Raw genomic sequence first — 16,257 nt, forward strand, 5'->3', positions numbered from 1 at the left:
GATACCGCGGATCGCCACCCTATATCCGTGGGCATGACCAGCCCCGATCCGCGCTCGCTCCTCTATCGCCAGCTTTCGCCCGAGGAGGCCCAGGCCCTCGCCCGCGAGACCTTGCAGCGCTGCGAGGACGGCGAACTCTACATGCAGTTCATCGCCACCGAGGCGTTCGGCTTCGACGACGGCCGCCTGAAAACCGCCGACTATTCGCGCGATGCCGGCTTCGGCCTGCGCGGCGTGACTGGCGAGATGACCGGCTTCGCCCACGCCAACGAGATTTCCAGCACCGCCATCCGCCGCGCGGGCGAGACGCTGCAGCTGCTCGATCCCGCCACCGGCATCCGCCCCGCGCCGCCGCTGCGCAGCAACCGCCATCTCTACACCGATGCCTCCCCGCTCGACCTCGTTCCGTTCGAGGACAAGGTACGCCTGCTGGAGCAGATCGACGCCGCCGCCCGCGCGCGCGACCCGCGCGTCTCGCAAGTCAGCGCCAGCCTGACCGGGCAATGGTCGGTGGTGGAAATCGTGCGGCCGGACGGCTTCATCGCCACCGACGTGCGCCCGCTGGTGCGCCTTTCCGTCTCGATCGTCGCGGAAAGCAACGGGCGGCGCGAAACCGGCTCGTTCGGCATGGGCGGCCGCCACCTTTACGATACGCTGTTCGATCCGGCGAACTGGAACAACGCCATCGACACCGCGCTGTCACAGGCGCTGGTGAACCTGGAAAGCGTGGATGCCCCTGCCGGCGAAATGACCGTGCTGATCGCGCCCGGCTGGCCCGGCGTGATCCTGCACGAAGCGGTAGGCCACGGGCTGGAAGGCGATTTCAACCGCAAGGGCACTTCCGCCTTCTCCGGCCGCATCGGCGAGCGCGTTGCCGCCGCCGGCGTGACGGTGATCGACGATGGTTCGATCTCCGACCGGCGCGGGTCGCTCTCCATCGACGACGAAGGCACGCCCACGCAGGAGACCGTGCTGATCGAGGACGGCATCCTGAAGGGTTACATGCAGGACCGCATGAACGCGCGGCTGATGGGCGTGAAATCGACCGGCAACGGCCGGCGCGAAAACTACGCCTATGCCCCGCAGGTGCGCATGACCAACACCTTCATGAAGGCCGGCAACGACGATCCCGCCGAACTGCTGGCCCGCGTGAAGAACGGCATTTTCGTGAAGTCCATGGGCGGCGGCCAGGTGGACATCGTCTCGGGCAAGTTCGTGTTCTCGTGCAACGAGGCCTACAAGGTGGAGAACGGCAAGTTGGGCGCGCCGATCAAGGGCGCCACGCTGATCGGTGACGGTCCGACGGTGCTGACGCGCGTGACCGGCATCGGCAACGACCTCGAACTCGATCGCGGCGTCGGCGTCTGCGGCAAGGGCGGGCAGAGCGTTCCCGCCGGCGTCGGCCAACCCACCCTGCTGGTGGAAGGCATCACCGTTGGCGGTACCGCCTGAGCCGGTGCCTGACTGACGCGACGACGGCGAAGCGCCCCACACGTGCGACGGTCATTGCGGGTTAAGCCTCGCCATGCCAATGTTCTGGCAAGGGCGGGCTTTCTGGAAGGTAAGACAATGCCATACCACCGTGTCGTCGCTGCCGCGCTGATCGCGACCAGCATCATCGCCACCCCCGCCGCCGTTTCCGCCAAACCGAAGCTGACGGGCGAGCAGCAACTCGCCAAGATCCTCGACGGGCGCGAGGCGGGCAAGCCGGTAAACTGCATCCCGCTCAACCAGTCGAACGATACGCAAGTGGTCGACAAGACCGCGATCGTCTACCGGATTGGCGGCACACTTTACGTCAACCGGCCGACCAATGCGGACAAGCTGGATTCGGACAGCATTCTCGTCACCAAGCTCTATTCCAGCCAGCTCTGCCGGCTGGACACGATCCAGCTGCATGACCGCAGCACGCGCATGTGGAACGGCTTTGTCGGCCTGCAGGACTTTGTGCCCTATACGCGCGTGAAGCAGCAGGCTTCCCCCGGAAACTAGTCCCCCGAACCGGGATCAGCTTCCCCGATGAAGGCGGCCGGAACCTCGCGCTTCGGTCGCCTTCTGCATTGCCCCGGCTATCCGTCCAAGCGACGGCCCAGCGTGACGACATCCTGCACCTCGTACCCGATGGCATCGTAGAAACCGAGCGCCACCCGATTGTCGCCGCGCACCATCAACTGGATCTTGGGGCAACCGCGCGCGGCCAGCCACTCTTCGCAAGCCCCCATCAGGGCGCGGGCGACACCCTGCCCGCGCCACTCGTCTCTCACGCCCAGGTAATAGACCCACCCGCGATGGCCGTCGAAGCCTACCATTACCGTGCCCACAAGAACCCCTGCGCTGCGGGCGCAGAGAATCGTGCTTCGGTCCCGCCGCGCGAGGGCGAGGTCGTAGTCCGCCGAAGGCTCGTTCCACGGCCGCGTCAGGCCGGCAGACTGCCAGAGCGCGATCACTTCGGCGCGATCGGCGCCCTGGGCTTCGACTATATTCACTGCCATTTGCGCTGCTTCTCCGGATAGACCGCCGCTCAAGTTGCCGGTGGCATTTTCCAGGGCAAGGAAATCCCGACATAATTGACGGAAGGGCTTTCCGTTGCCCGCCGCCGGACTATCTAACGCCGGTCCGTCCCTGGAGATTGCCGATGCCGCTGTTCCGCTCCCAAACGCCATCGCCGGTAGGCACGCTGACGCTGGTGGCCAGCAATGCCGGACTGGTCGCGGTCCTTTGGGAAGACGACGATCCCGCCCGTGTGCGACTGGCCGATCTTGTCGACGATGCGAGCCATCCGACGCTTCGACGCGCCTCCACCCAACTGGACGAATACTTCGAAGGGGGACGGACGAAATTCGACATACCGATCGATTTTCGCGGCACCGATTTTCAGAAAAGCGTCTGGAACGCCCTGCTGACGATCCCGTTCGGCGAGACGCGCAGCTATAGCCAGATCGCCCAGATCGTCGGCCGGCCCACGGCCAGCCGCGCGGTCGGTGCCGCCAACGGGCGCAATCCGGTTTCGATCATCGCGCCGTGCCATCGCGTGGTCGGCGCCAGCGGCGCGCTGACCGGCTTCGCCGGCGGGCTGGAGGCCAAGGCCTTCCTGCTGAAGCTCGAAGGCCCCAAACTCTTGCTCTGATAAAACGCCGCCTGGGCGTCGCTCATCCGGCGCTCTCCACGGGCGCGAGATGACGATCGGCCGCGGTGGGCACCGGCATCGCTTCCGTAAACAAGTCCGGCTGCCGGGCGCGCAGACCGTGCTGCGGAAACAGGTAGCTGCGCAGGCTCAACATCGGGCGCTCCACCGCTATCGTCACGATGACCCCTGCAACAAAAGCGCCGCTATAAGTCATCGCCAGCTTGAACAGCGCGGCGGAGGTTCCCGCGAGGTGCAATCGATCCGCCAATACCGCCGATGGCCTCACCGCGGCATATTGAACCACATAGATCGCGTAGGAAAACAGCCCGATATAGGCCAGCCCGCGCACGAAAACGGAGCGGGAAATCGATAAGGGCATATCGTAACAGAAGACGATGAAGGATGCCGCCGTCAGATAGACCATCGTGAAGCCTATCGAATGCATGAAATCGCCCTGCGGATTACTAACCGATATGATATAGGCACCGGCTATCCAGAACAGAGCCAGCGGAATTTTATAAGAGGCAATTCTTTCGAACAGGCCTTTGTGGAAAATATGAATATAGCGAAGCGCTACACCGCATGACAGTGCATCTATGCGATACTGCGTCTGCATCATCGCATCGTTTTTAACATGCTCGATCACCGCGATGCTGCGCGCCAACAGCACGATCACCATCAATCCTGCTAGAAGCCACGGCATCGGGCGAATACTACCGGCAAAAACAATCACTCCGGCATAAAGAACGGCGAATGCCAGATAGAACTGCTCTTCCACGGCCAGACTCCACAGGGGAGACAGCGGCGTGGGGAAATAGTTCTGCACGTGGAACAGGCACTGGAAGAAATAACTTTGCCAGGGGTGCTGCCTTATGAGCAATTGCAGCAGGATAAAGGAATAGAGCACTGGCCAGATCTTGAACGCGCGGCGGATCAGAAAGCGGCCGGGCTGAAAACCACCCTCACTTTCGAATTCCGAGAACAGCAGGCCGCCGATCAGAAACCCGCTGAGCACGAAAAAGAGATCGACGCCGGCCCATCCCATCGTTCGCCCGGGCGCCAGCAGCCAGTCCAGCGGCGCGATGCCGGTAAGGGTTTGATTGAAATGCCACCCGCAGGCCAGCAGGATGGCAATCCCGCGCAGGAAATCCAGTTCCACCTTCCGCCTGCCAAGCGTCGGCCAGTGCACCGCCTTCATAATCCCGTTCATGAAAGAAGTGCCCATCCTGGGATTGCCTCACCGATAGGTTGCCACGAACCGCGCCTCACCCCGTGCCGCGCCCCGCCCGCATCCGTTCGGCGCGCCAGCGGCCATACCCCGGGGCATCGAAAGTGTATGATCCCGTCAGGCCAGAGCAATTGTGCAAAACGGGGAGATAAAACGCGCACCAATTTCGCAGCGGCGCGAACTTCGCCGGCCCAAACAGAAAAGAGCCCGCATCGCTGCGGGCTCTTTCGTTTGCTTGCGCTTGGCTACCAGTCAGGTGCCAGACGCCAAATCATTCCCACTCGATCGTGCCGGGCGGCTTCGAAGTGTAGTCGTAGACCACGCGGTTGATGCCCTTCACCTCGTTGATGATACGGGTCGCCACGCGCGACAGGAAGCCGGCATCGAAGGGATAGATGTCCGCAGTCATGCCGTCGGTCGAGGTCACCGCGCGCAGCGCGCAGACGCTGTCATAAGTGCGGCCGTCGCCCATCACGCCCACGGTCTTCACCGGCAGCAGCACCGCGAAGGCCTGCCAGATCGCGTCGTAGAGCCCGGCATTGCGGATTTCTTCAAGGTAGATCGCATCGGCCTTGCGCAGGATGTCGCAGCGTTCGCGCGTCACTTCGCCGGGGATGCGGATCGCCAGGCCCGGTCCGGGGAACGGGTGGCGGCCCACGAAGATCTCGGGCAGGCCGAGCTCGCGGCCGAGCACGCGGACTTCGTCCTTGAACAGTTCGCGCAGCGGCTCGACCAGCTTCATGTTCATGCGCTCGGGCAGGCCGCCGACGTTGTGGTGGCTCTTGATCGTCACCGAAGGACCGCCGGTGAACGAGACCGATTCGATCACGTCCGGATAGAGCGTGCCCTGCGCCAGGAACTGCGCGCCGCCGATCTTCTTCGCTTCGTCCTCAAAGACGTCGATGAAGGTCTTACCGATGAACTTGCGCTTGGCCTCGGGGTCGGTGACGCCTTCAAGACCCTTGAGGAACAGCGTCGATGCGTCGACGTGGACCAGCGGGATGTTGTAGTGGCCGCGGAACAGGCTGACGACCTGCTCGGCCTCGCCCATGCGCAGCACGCCGCCGTCGACGAAGACGCAGGTCAGCTGGTCGCCGATCGCTTCGTGGATCAGCAGGGCTGCAACCGCCGAATCGACGCCGCCCGAAAGACCGCAGATCACGCGCTTGTCGCCGACCTGCGCGCGGATTTCCTCGATCTTGGTCTTGCGGAACTCCGCCATGGTCCAGTCGCCGGCCAGGCCGCAGACGTGACGGACGAAGTTCTTCAGCAGCTTGCCGCCGTCGGGCGTGTGCACGACTTCGGGGTGGAACTGCATCGCGTAGATGCGCTTCTCATCATTGGCGATCACCGCGAAAGGTGCGCCTTCGCTGGAAGCGACCGGGCGGAAGCCGGGGGCAAGGCTGGTCACCTTGTCGCCGTGGCTCATCCACACCTGATGGCGCTCACCCTTGGCCCAAAGGCCGTCGAACAGCGCGCAATCGTCACCGATCTCGATGAAGGCACGGCCGAATTCGCCGGTGTCGCCCAGCAGCACTTCGCCGCCAAGCTGGTGCATCAGCGACTGCTGGCCATAGCAGATGCCCAGCATGGGCAGGCCGCTTTCGAGGATTTCGTCGGGAATGCGCGGGCCGTTCTCGTCCAGCACCGAAGCGGGCGAACCGGAAAGGATCACGCCGGCCGGCTTCATGCGGGCGAAGGCTTCCTTCGCGGCATTGAACGGGGCGATTTCAGAATAGACGCCTGCCTCGCGCACGCGGCGAGCGATAAGCTGGGTAACCTGGCTGCCGAAATCGACGATCAGGATGGAGTCGGAGCCCTGCCCCGGATTCGATGAGGGAGTCTGGTCAGTCATGGCCGGCCACTATAGCGACATGTCGCAGGTGTCCAGTGCAGGCGGCGGGTTTGGGGGCGGCCGGCTGGATTCGGCGCTGACAAGATGGCGTTAGTTGCAAAATATTCACGTAATTTTGTTTCTTTGTGATTTGCAAAAATTCCGCACCGCTGTAATTAGCGTCCCATGGCAGGGCGTCGTGACCGCCCGGTCAGCATAAGCCAAAAAAAGCTAAGTTTGCAGGAAATAGCCATTTCGCGAATGCCTCCCCCGGCGTTCGCCGCTGCCGCTCCGCGCAGGGTGTGTGCGTCGCGGCAGAAGTCCAATGCTTCCCCTCCCGGCATTGGACGACCCCCATATGGCAAAGGGCGGCTCCGCAAGGGGCCGCCCTTTCTTGCGTTATGCGCCTCGCCTGGACGCAGTTCCCGCGACACACGCCGCACGCCCGCCCCAGTCTTGTGGAAAAGCACGGGCATAGCGCCGGTTTTGCTTGGGTTTCCGACCCTCAATCCCTATATCCTCGCCATGGCTAGCACCGACGACAGCACTCCCGGCACCGCCGACAACGGCAAGAACCAGAACAGCTACGGCGCGGATTCGATCAAGGTCCTCAAGGGCCTCGACGCGGTTCGCAAGCGCCCGGGCATGTACATCGGCGATACCGACGACGGTTCGGGCCTGCACCACATGGTGTTCGAAGTGTCGGACAACGCGATCGACGAGGCGCTGGCAGGCCACTGCGATCTGGTGCTGATCGAACTCAACCCGGACGGCTCCGTCTCGGTTGAGGACAACGGCCGCGGCATTCCCACCGGCCTCCACCCGGAGGAAGGCGTATCGGCGGCAGAGGTCATCATGACCCAGCTCCACGCCGGCGGTAAGTTCGAGAACACCTCGGACGACAATGCCTACAAGGTTTCCGGCGGCCTCCACGGCGTGGGCGTCTCGGTAGTGAACGCCCTGTCCGAGTGGCTGGAACTGACCATCTGGCGCGACGGTAAGGAGCACTGGATGAAGTTCGCCAACGGCGATGCCGTGGCGCCGCTGAAGATCGTCGGCGATGCGCCGAAGGTGGACCAGAACCCGGACGACAATGGCTTCAAGAAGGGCACCCGCGTGACCTTCCTCGCCTCGACCGAGACGTTCAAGAACGTCACCGAGTTCGATTTCGACAAGCTGGAACACCGCTACCGCGAACTGGCGTTCCTCAATTCCGGCGTGCGCATCCTGCTGCGCGACAAGCGCCATGAGGAGCCGAAGGAGCACGACCTCTATTACGAAGGCGGCATCGGCGCCTTCGTGCAGTTCCTTGACCGCAACAAGCAGCCCCTGATGCCCGAACCGATCGCCATTGCGGCGGACAAGGACGGCATCGGCATGGAAGTCGCGCTCGAATGGAACGATTCCTATTACGAGAACGTGCTGTGCTTCACCAACAACATCCCGCAGCGTGACGGCGGCACCCACCTTGCCGCATTCCGCGCCGCGCTGACGCGCACACTGAACGGCTATGCCGAGCGTTCGGGCCTGCTGAAGAAGGAAAAGGTCTCCCTCTCGGGCGACGACATGCGTGAGGGCCTGACCGCGATCGTCTCGGTCAAGCTGCCCGATCCCAAGTTCTCCTCGCAGACCAAGGACAAACTGGTCAGCTCCGAAGTGCGCCAGCCGCTGGAAGCGCTGATGAGCGAGAAGATGACCGATTGGCTGGAGGAAAATCCCGCCACCGCCAAGACCATCGTCATGAAGGTGATCGACGCTGCCGCCGCCCGCGAAGCCGCGCGCCGCGCCCGCGAACTGACCCGCCGCAAGGGCGCGATGGACATCGCCTCGCTGCCCGGCAAGCTGGCCGACTGCCAGGAACGCGATCCCGCCAAGTCCGAACTGTTCCTGGTCGAGGGTGACTCTGCAGGCGGCTCGGCCAAGTCCGGACGTGACCGCAAGACGCAGGCGATCCTTCCGCTGAAGGGCAAGATCCTGAACGTCGAGCGTGCACGGTTCGATCGCATCATCTCGTCCAAGGAAGTGGGCACGCTGATCCAGGCCATGGGCACGGGCATCCGCGACGACTTCAATCTGGAAAAGCTGCGTTACCACAAGGTCGTCATCATGACCGACGCAGACGTCGACGGCGCGCACATCCGCACGCTGCTGCTGACGTTCTTCCATCGCCAGATGCCGGAAATCATCCGCGCCGGGCACCTCTTCATCGCGCAGCCGCCGCTCTACAAGGTCGCCAAGGGCCGCAGCGAAGTCTACCTGAAGGACAATGCCGCGCTCGACCGCTATCTGGTCGAAGCCGGGCTTTCCGGCCGCGTGCTGGAAACTTCGGGCGGTGCGCGCATGGGCAGCGACCTTGAAGCGCTGGTCGATCACGCGATCCGCTTCCGCAACCTGATGGGCTTCGTCCCCCGCCGCTTCGATCCGACGATCATCGAAGCACTGGCGCTGTCCGGTGCGTTCGAGCCCGACCTGTCGCCCGCAGACCGCACCGCCGCGCTGGAACGCACCGCGCAGTGGCTCGATCGCGGCGATCCGGAAGCCAAGTGGTCCGCCCGCCTGACCGATGAAGGCAACCTTGAGATCGAGCGCGTGTGGCGCGGCGTGACCGACCATCACAAGATCGAAGGCACGTTCCTGGCCAGCGCCGAGGCACGCAAGCTCGCCCGCCTCGCGGCCGAGAATGCCGACGTTTATTCCGGCTCCGCCCGCCTCACCCGCGCCAGCGCCGTGGCCGAAGCCGAAGCTGCGGATGTCGAGGACGAGGCCGCCACCCGCCCGATCGTCGGCGCGGACGTGATCACGCGCCCGGCACAGCTTCTGGAAGCGGTGCTGGCGGTGGGCCGCAAGGGCCTGTCGATCCAGCGCTACAAGGGTCTGGGCGAGATGAATGCCGAACAGCTTTGGGAAACCACGCTGGATCCGGAAAACCGCGCATTGCTGCAAGTGAAGGTCGAGGACGCGGACGTTACCGACGAGATCTTCACCCGCCTGATGGGCGACGTGGTGGAACCGCGCCGCGAATTCATTCAGGACAACGCGCTGAACGTCGCCAATCTCGACATCTGATCCGGCGATTTGCGAATCAAGCGGGGCCGCGCGACATCGATCGCGCGGCCCCGTTTTGCGTTCAGAGACCGTTTGAAAATTCGCGAAATGCGAATTTTGCGGCACCGGCCCTCTCCCGTTCCGAAGAACACGAAAAGGTCCGGGGGACCTTTTCGCTGAGGGGGCCTACCACCCATCGGTAGTATCCTGCGGGTGGTAGGGTGGGGGAGAGGGCCGGTGCCGCCTCAAAAATGCCCCTGCGGGCATTTTTCAAACGGACTCTCAGGACTTCAGCGTGTCCTTGTAGACCTTGCCGTCCTTGATGATGACCATGAAGGTCTTGCCAGGATCGGCCACCAGCTTGATGTCTTCCAGCGGGTTGCCATCCACCACGATCAGATCGGCGTAGGCCCCCTGCTCGACGACGCCGAGATTGCGGGGATAGGGGTTCCTCAGCCCCGACAGCCGCAGCAGTTCGCCATTCGTCGATGTCGCCATGATCAGCGCCTCCGCCGGGGTGAACCACCGCGTCAGATCGACGATCGAATTGCCCTGGCGGCTGGCCAGCAGCGACGAGAACAGGATGTCGGTCCCGAAGGCGGTCTTGATGTGGTACTTGCGGACCAGCCGGTACATCCGGTCCGTCCCGTCCACCACTTGCTTCAGCTTCGCCTGCTCGTCCGGCCCCATCGCGGCGCCGAGCGACATGTCGACGAACGGCTGCGTGCTCAGCCAGACGCCGTGGTCGGCAATCATCTTGGCCGTCGCCTCGTCCATCAGGTGGCCATGCTCGATGCACTTCACGCCCATCTTGATCGCGCGCTGGATCGCCGCCGGCGTATAAGCATGGACGGCAACATAAGTGCCCCAATTGTCCGCGGCCTCGACCGCCGCCTGAAGCTCCGCCTCGGTAAAAGTGGAAACGTCCAGCGGGCTGAACGGTGAGGCAACGCCGCCGCCGGCGGTCAGCTTCACCTGGCTGCCACCCTGCATCAGTTGTTCGCGCGTGCGCATCCGCACTTCATCCGGACCGTCCACAATCGCGGCGCCGCCCAATTCCTCGATATGGCTGAGCGTCCCCGGCCGGCGCGGCAGTTCGCTCAGCTGGCGGAAATCGCCGTGGCCGCCGGTGATCGTGATCATCGCGCCGGATGGATAAATGCGCGGCCCGTCGACCAGCCCTTCGTCGATCGCCCGCTTCAGCGAAAAGGCCGGACCGCCCATGTCGCGCACGGTGGTGAACCCGCGCAGCAGCGCGGCCGTCGCCTCCGCTTCGGCCTGCAGGGTGGTATAGCCGATATCGCTGGTGAGCAATTGCTGCGGGGTCGGCCGCACGAACATCGAATGCCAGTGCGCATCGATAAGCCCCGGCATCAGCGTCCGTCCGCCGCCGTCGATCACCTGGGTCGCCGTCGCCTCGGCGATCGCGCCGGTCGAAATGCGCTCGATCACGTCGCCCCGGATCAGCACGCTGGACGGCGGCGAAAGCGTGGCGTGCTTGCCGTCGAAGATACGTACGTTCTGGATCAGGATCGTATCGGCGCCATCGGCGGGAACTTGCTGCGCCTGAATCGCTGGCGCCAGACCCACGGGCCCGGCGGCCAGCGCCAGCGCCAGCGCCGCCACGACCTTGCGCAAGAGGGTATAGGGCCGGCGATGAAAGGCAGGAAACGAAGGATGCATTACAATCATCGCAGCCACTCCTGATCGACCGTACTTATTTTCCAAAGCAAATACACCACGGCAGATCGTAACGATAGATATCAGCAACATGCTTTCAGTCATGGTTTATCAGTGATACACACCTGACATTGGTAGATGCCACGAGTCGCCCGGATTTTGTCGGGTTAGCTATTTCGGCAGAATTCGAACAAATTCGACGAAGGTTACTCCAGGCATCGCTGCCGGGACTTACGGCGTGCGCGTGCTTTGCTTTGATCCTGCATAGTGTTTCGAAGCGCGCGCCGTTTCGGATCGGTCGAAGTGCGGCGATTGCTGCCGCCTGCCAAGCCGTTGCCCTGGTGAACTCACGTGTTGAGATAAGGAGAAAGCCATGAAAGCCTCTGCTTTCGCGATCATGCCGGCCATTGCCGGTGCCGCGCTGCTGGCCGGATGCACCCCGCAACCGGGCGTATCCTCATTCTCTCAGAACGAGGCCGGGCAAGTCGCCCAGGTCCAGTTCGGGCAAGTCACCGCGATCCGCGAGGTGGAAATTCGTCCGGGACAGACACGGGTTGGCACGGTAGCGGGCGGTGCGCTAGGCGCCATCGGCGGCAGCCAGATCGGTAGCAGCACCGCCGCAAATGTCGCCGGCGGCGTGGCCGGCGCCGTCGTGGGCGGCGCAGTTGGCAGCGCGCTGCAAGGCTCGTCCCGCACGGCAGGTATCGAGATCACGTTGCACCTGGATTCGGGGGACGACGTGGCGGTCGTCCAGCCCGGCGATCCGCGCGACTTCCGCGTGGGTGACCGAGTGCGGCTTTCCGGCACATCCGAAAATGCGCGGGTAACTCACTGATCCGGCTGACTCACTGACGCTGCACAACCCGGTCGCGCCTAGCGCCGGACATTGCCCTGAAAGGAACAGGCATATGCATTTCGATCTCCCACGACTGGCCCTATTCGGCCCTGCGGCGCTCGCACTTGCAACGCTCGCCCCGCCTGCCGCCGCGCAACCGGCCAACAGTTCGACATTCGATCGTGCGGTTCTGGCGCAATTGGACGCGCCCACCCGCGCCGAAGTGGAAAAGCGGGCGGTGAAGGGCAATACGGTAACGGGCGTGGTCGGCACGATGCTGCTGAACAATTACTACGCCGCCAATCCGAAAAAGCCGGGCCAGGCGCTGAACGTGGTGGCCGTGGACTTCGCGCGCGGATCGGTGGTGTTCAGGCGATCCGCCAATGTGTTCGAAGTGCAGCGGTTCAATCCGCAAAACCTGCGGTTGCAGCGCTGAACAACTGAACGACCGTTTGAAAATTCGCGAAATGCGAATTGTGCGGCACCGGCCCTCTCCCCCACCCTACCACCCATCGGTAGTATCCTGCGGGTGGTAGGCCCCCTCAGCGAAAAGGTCCCCCGGACCTTTTCGTGTTCTTCGGAACGGGAGAGGGTCGGTGCCGCCTCAAAAATGCCCCTGCGGGCATTTTTCAAACGGACTCTTAACGAAAAGGCGGGCCGGCCCCGGCTGAAGTAATTCCGACCGGTGATTACTTGGCCGTCGTTTCCGGCCCTGCCCGCCAGATGCGATACCGGATCTCCACCTCGGGCGCCGTGAAGATCACAATGGGAAGACGGCTGTTGTAGCGCAACATCGGTTCGTCGGCACTGCGCACGAACTGTTTCGACTGGCTGTTGGGTGGGCAGGCCATCAAGGTTGTGGCCGGCGGATGCGCCGTCGTTACGACATAATAGTCATAGCCCCAGCCCGCTACGGTGCGCTTTTCCAAACGCGATCCGAACAGGTGGCGGTTGCAGTCCACCATCATCGTCCTGCCGACGATTATTCCAACCTTCAGCGCATCTTCCTTGGCGGCCTGGGGCAGGAAGATCACCCGCCGTATCTGCCCGGGCTGAGCAGGGGGAAATGCCTTCAACTCGTCCGCCGCCGTGCGCTTCGCCGGGGCGGCGCCGGTCGCCGGTGCCAGCGCAAGCGACGCCGCCACGCCCAGCGCCATGCGGCCCGCCCATCGTGACGGGTTCGCGGCGTGTGAAGAACTTGAGCCGGCCATTTCCCACCTCGCAGAATACTTGCAGAATACTTTGAGTTCGGTCCGCGCGCGCCGCCTGATCCGTCAGAAGGCAATTCCCCCGTCAGAAGGCGATTCCCATCGTGATCGCCGGCGCCGCCGGGTTTGAGCGGCGCCCGGCCGCCACCACCGATTTGATCTTCGGCCATTCGACACCCAGCGACAGATCGCGCAGCCAAGGCTCGCGCACGTCCAGCGCATCGGCAAGATCGAGGCCCAGGTAGGTGGCGAAGTTCCAATTGCGGTGCTTGATATACGACATGAGATCCCGGTCGCGATAGCGGCGCCGGTTTTCCGGCCCTTCCGGGGAAAGTGCCAGATCGTCTTCTAGCGTCGCGATCGTCATTGCCGTCGGCGAGACCCGCTCGATGTGATCGGCGGCCGTTCCGGACGGCGCAGCCGCCCGACGCGGCGCAAATTCTTGTGCGATGCGCAAAGTACCCGGCCCCGGTCCAAAGCGATGGGGGACACCTGGTTGGAGGGGCGGCTGGTTCGATGCTGAGGGCGGCGACGTATCCGCGCTCTGCCCACGGCGCCGTAGCGGAACCGGGATCGATGCCGCCGGGGTCAGGACCAGATTCGACGCCTGCCGAAGACCGCGCCTGCCTTCATATCCGCGCGACTGGGACAAGGCATCGGGGGTAGTATTCGAACCGGATCGCTGAACGGTCACCAAAGGATCCTGCGTGGGCCGTCCGGCGCTCTCCTGCGCCAGCGCGGGCAGCGGGCAGGCGACCAGCCACGCCAGACCGGTTTCCACGCCCAGGACCGCGAAAGCGGCGTTTCGCCCCGGACCGGCCATGATCAGGCCATTTTCGCCGCGGCGTTCATTGCGCGATCCATACGGTCATCGTCGTACTCCCGCCAAAGTTATGAGCAGCCGAGGTTTGCATACTCTAAAGTTCGCAGGCCAACCGAAGTTCCGGAACAAGGATGCGCGGCCTGTCGCAAATGCGCCAATCCTGCCCGGTACATTCCAATCGCACTCTTATGCGGTATCATCCAAGCGTGCATCGGAGCATATACGGAATTTCCCCGATATCGGCCACAAACGCGCCGAGCCGTGCGCCGTTTCAGCGGCCGACGACGCGCACCATCGGCGCGCGGCGAAACCGCGAAACACTGCCGAAAGCCAGTTCAACCGTACGGACGCGGTGGGGCGCCCCCGCCAGATCGACGGTTGGCGTGCACCCCCCCGCCGCGATGCGGTCATGCACGGGAACCTCCTGCCGCTGGCCATCCTCGAACTGAATGGCCAGCGTCTCAAGACGGAGAGGCGTGTTGAAGACGCAGAACTTCAATTGGCGAAGGTGACGCTCGCTGGTCACCTGCACGGTCTCGCGCTCGGTGCCGCTGGCGATGTTTCGCGCGCCGAGAAAGATCCAGGCATTCGACGCTGCATTCGCGCCACTCGGCTGTGCGGTCAGCGCGCCCAGCGGCGCGACGAAGCACAGAGCGCCAAGAGTCAGCAGAAACGAACGCCTCATCGATATTTCCCCCGCGCAAATCCGCCCGAACGCATCGGGCCAGATAGCGCAAACCCATTCAAAGCAAACAAAAAACAAAAAGGCCGAGAATGCCCCTTGCCGTCAGACAAGAGGTACACCGACAAAGCCCGATGATGCAAATCGGCTTTACCCAACAACCACGACCCGACTTGCGCCCTATCCCCTTTCGTTCCGGGGACCATGCGCGTTTTTTGCCGTCATCCGGCTGACAAACCCCTGCCCTTCTCCTAGAATTTATCGGAATATACGAGGAAACCGATGAAAAGAACTGGTCGTGCGTCGGCTCTGGCGCTTCTGGGCGGCTTCGCGCTGCTGCCGGCGATGGCGCAGGCGCGGGCGGACATCCATGCGGACTTCGCCAAGGCCATGCCGCGCCTGCAATCGTCGATGAACGGCAACGACTGCACCGGTGCGATGAAAATCGTCTCGCCGCTTCTGGCGCGCAAGGATTTCCCGACGCTCGACGCCAGCCAGCAGATGCGGGTCCTGCTGGCGGCCGTGCTCTGCGAAGGAAGCAGCAACCGGATCGAACCGGCGCTGGTCCACGCCCGCGCCCTCACCACGCTGCCAGGTGCGCCGGACGTGGCCTGGCGGATGCGCTTCGGTCTGGAACTCGACAGCAACCGCAATCACGATGCGGTGACCACGCTGGAAACGATCCAGCATGACGCCCCGGCCGCGTTCGGCACGTTCAAGAGCGACTGGATCTTCACACTCGCCCGCCGCCTGGCGGAAGAGCCTGATCCTTCGGAATATCGCCGCCTGCTGGTGCTCACGACAGACCCTAAGTTCGCCCCGGCGAAGGACGATCCCAGCTATGAAGGCATGCGGCTGCGCTACGCCAAGTTGCTGGCGCAGGACGGTGACAAGGCCGGCGCCACCGCGCAGATCGCCGGCATTCATAGTGCGCAAAGGCTGCTCGACGCCAGCCTCGATCCCACGCTGCGCACCGTGCTGCCGGCTGGGTTCGACGTGCGCGCCGCCTATGAGCGGCAGGCGGCGGATCTGGAGAAGCGCAGCCTTGCCCGGCCCGGCCTGCTCGATCTGCCGATCGACCTTGCCGCCACGCAGCGCACGCTGGGCCAGCCCGAAAAGGCGCTGGCCACGCTAGAGGCAGCCCGGCCGGACGGTGTGCTGGCCAAGCAATTTTCCGACCGCGCAGAACGGCTCAACTGGTGGTGGGACGGCCTTGCCCGCACCTATGAGCAGCTTGGCCGCTACGACAATGCCGTCGCTGCCTATCGCAGCGCGATCAGCGGCGGGGAGCAGGGCGCGGCCAATGTCAGCCAGTCGATCAACCTTGCCTATCTGCACGCGCGCTTCGGCCATCCGCAGGATGCACTGACGGTGCTGGAGCCCTTCGCCGGCGGGCAGCTTCAGGCAAGCCCCTATGGCGTGATGGAATACCATCTGGCCCACGGCTGCGCCGCGCAGGCGCTGGGCCGGCAGGACCTTGCCGAAGCCGATCTTGCCTATGCCGAAGCGCATGGGAAGGACCATCCGGACGCGCTGACCGATCTGGAACTCTGTCTGGGCCGGATCGACGCGGCCGCGGCAACGATGATCGCCCGATTGGACGAACCGGACCTGCGCGTGCAGGCGCTGGCCCGGCTCAGCATCTACCGCGCCGCCCCCGGCAACCTTCCGCGCGATCCCTTCGATGACCGAATGCAGGCGCTGCGCGCGCGCGGGGATGTGCAGGCGGCGATCGTTCGCGCGGGCGGCATCGGGCATTTCGACATCTATCCCACCACGTTCTAGTCCTCTTGCA

14 protein-coding genes are annotated in these 16,257 nt (G+C 63.9%); 7 read left to right on the plus strand and 7 right to left on the minus strand.

All coding sequences use genetic code 11. From position 1 onward, the window contains the following. Nucleotides 1-33: 33 nt before the first annotated feature. Both tldD and ACZ1JV_RS25285 read left to right on the plus strand, forming a co-directional pair. Entirely contained in the window at nucleotides 34-1,452 is a 1,419-nt protein-coding gene (tldD, locus tag ACZ1JV_RS25280; protein WP_465151020.1) for a metalloprotease TldD, read from the plus strand. Between the two features lie 117 nt (nucleotides 1,453-1,569). Beyond that, entirely contained in the window at nucleotides 1,570-1,992 is a 423-nt protein-coding gene (locus ACZ1JV_RS25285; RefSeq protein ID WP_465151021.1) for a hypothetical protein, read from the plus strand. Between the two features lie 77 nt (nucleotides 1,993-2,069). Here ACZ1JV_RS25285 and ACZ1JV_RS25290 read toward each other — a convergent pair whose 3' ends face one another. After that, nucleotides 2,070-2,492: a GNAT family acetyltransferase gene (locus ACZ1JV_RS25290; protein ID WP_465151022.1), complete on the minus strand. Its 423-nt coding sequence runs from the start codon at nucleotides 2,490-2,492 to the stop codon at nucleotides 2,070-2,072. A 143-nt stretch (nucleotides 2,493-2,635) separates the two neighbouring features. Here ACZ1JV_RS25290 and ACZ1JV_RS25295 point away from each other — a divergent pair, with 143 nt between their 5' ends. Continuing rightward, the gene (locus tag ACZ1JV_RS25295; RefSeq protein WP_465151023.1) at nucleotides 2,636-3,127 is read left to right on the plus strand and encodes a methylated-DNA--[protein]-cysteine S-methyltransferase; all 492 of its coding nucleotides are present in this window, start codon (nucleotides 2,636-2,638) and stop codon (nucleotides 3,125-3,127) included. Between the two features lie 22 nt (nucleotides 3,128-3,149). On the opposite strand, the gene ACZ1JV_RS25300 is transcribed toward ACZ1JV_RS25295, so the two are convergent. Together ACZ1JV_RS25300 and guaA are read right to left on the minus strand one after the other, a co-directional pair. Further along, nucleotides 3,150-4,352 (minus strand): acyltransferase family protein, encoded by a 1,203-nt coding sequence (locus ACZ1JV_RS25300; RefSeq protein ID WP_465151024.1) that lies wholly within the window; start codon nucleotides 4,350-4,352, stop codon nucleotides 3,150-3,152. 274 nt (nucleotides 4,353-4,626) lie between these two features. Next, complete coding sequence (guaA, locus tag ACZ1JV_RS25305) at nucleotides 4,627-6,210, minus strand: glutamine-hydrolyzing GMP synthase (protein WP_465137074.1); 1,584 nt, start codon at nucleotides 6,208-6,210, stop codon at nucleotides 4,627-4,629. Nucleotides 6,211-6,714: 504 nt separating this feature from the next. Here guaA and gyrB point away from each other — a divergent pair. Continuing rightward, a complete protein-coding gene (gyrB, locus tag ACZ1JV_RS25310) occupies nucleotides 6,715-9,255 on the plus strand; it encodes a DNA topoisomerase (ATP-hydrolyzing) subunit B (RefSeq protein ID WP_465151025.1) in 2,541 nt (846 codons plus the stop codon). Nucleotides 9,256-9,516: 261 nt separating this feature from the next. Here the strand turns inward: gyrB and ACZ1JV_RS25315 are convergent, their stop codons facing one another. Continuing rightward, entirely contained in the window at nucleotides 9,517-10,926 is a 1,410-nt protein-coding gene (locus tag ACZ1JV_RS25315; protein ID WP_465151026.1) for a metal-dependent hydrolase family protein, read from the minus strand. Between the two features lie 361 nt (nucleotides 10,927-11,287). Here ACZ1JV_RS25315 and ACZ1JV_RS25320 point away from each other — a divergent pair, with 361 nt between their 5' ends. Then, on the plus strand, nucleotides 11,288-11,749 hold the full coding sequence (locus ACZ1JV_RS25320) for an outer membrane lipoprotein (protein WP_465137071.1): 462 nt from the start codon (nucleotides 11,288-11,290) through the stop codon (nucleotides 11,747-11,749). Between the two features lie 73 nt (nucleotides 11,750-11,822). Further along, the gene (locus tag ACZ1JV_RS25325) at nucleotides 11,823-12,185 is read left to right on the plus strand and encodes a hypothetical protein (RefSeq protein ID WP_465137070.1); all 363 of its coding nucleotides are present in this window, start codon (nucleotides 11,823-11,825) and stop codon (nucleotides 12,183-12,185) included. Between the two features lie 253 nt (nucleotides 12,186-12,438). Here the strand turns inward: ACZ1JV_RS25325 and eco are convergent, their stop codons facing one another. From eco to ACZ1JV_RS25340, 3 genes are all read right to left on the minus strand, one after another. Then, complete coding sequence (gene eco, locus ACZ1JV_RS25330; protein ID WP_465151027.1) at nucleotides 12,439-12,906, minus strand: serine protease inhibitor ecotin; 468 nt, start codon at nucleotides 12,904-12,906, stop codon at nucleotides 12,439-12,441. A 136-nt stretch (nucleotides 12,907-13,042) separates the two neighbouring features. Next, nucleotides 13,043-13,738 (minus strand): hypothetical protein, encoded by a 696-nt coding sequence (locus ACZ1JV_RS25335; RefSeq protein WP_465151028.1) that lies wholly within the window; start codon nucleotides 13,736-13,738, stop codon nucleotides 13,043-13,045. Nucleotides 13,739-14,051: 313 nt separating this feature from the next. Then, nucleotides 14,052-14,465: a hypothetical protein gene (locus ACZ1JV_RS25340; RefSeq protein ID WP_465151029.1), complete on the minus strand. Its 414-nt coding sequence runs from the start codon at nucleotides 14,463-14,465 to the stop codon at nucleotides 14,052-14,054. A 279-nt stretch (nucleotides 14,466-14,744) separates the two neighbouring features. On the opposite strand from ACZ1JV_RS25340, the gene ACZ1JV_RS25345 reads away from it, so the two are divergent. After that, on the plus strand, nucleotides 14,745-16,247 hold the full coding sequence (locus ACZ1JV_RS25345) for a tetratricopeptide repeat protein (protein ID WP_465151030.1): 1,503 nt from the start codon (nucleotides 14,745-14,747) through the stop codon (nucleotides 16,245-16,247). Nucleotides 16,248-16,257: the final 10 nt, after the last annotated feature.

The organism is Novosphingobium sp. BL-S-19, assembly GCF_055521675.1.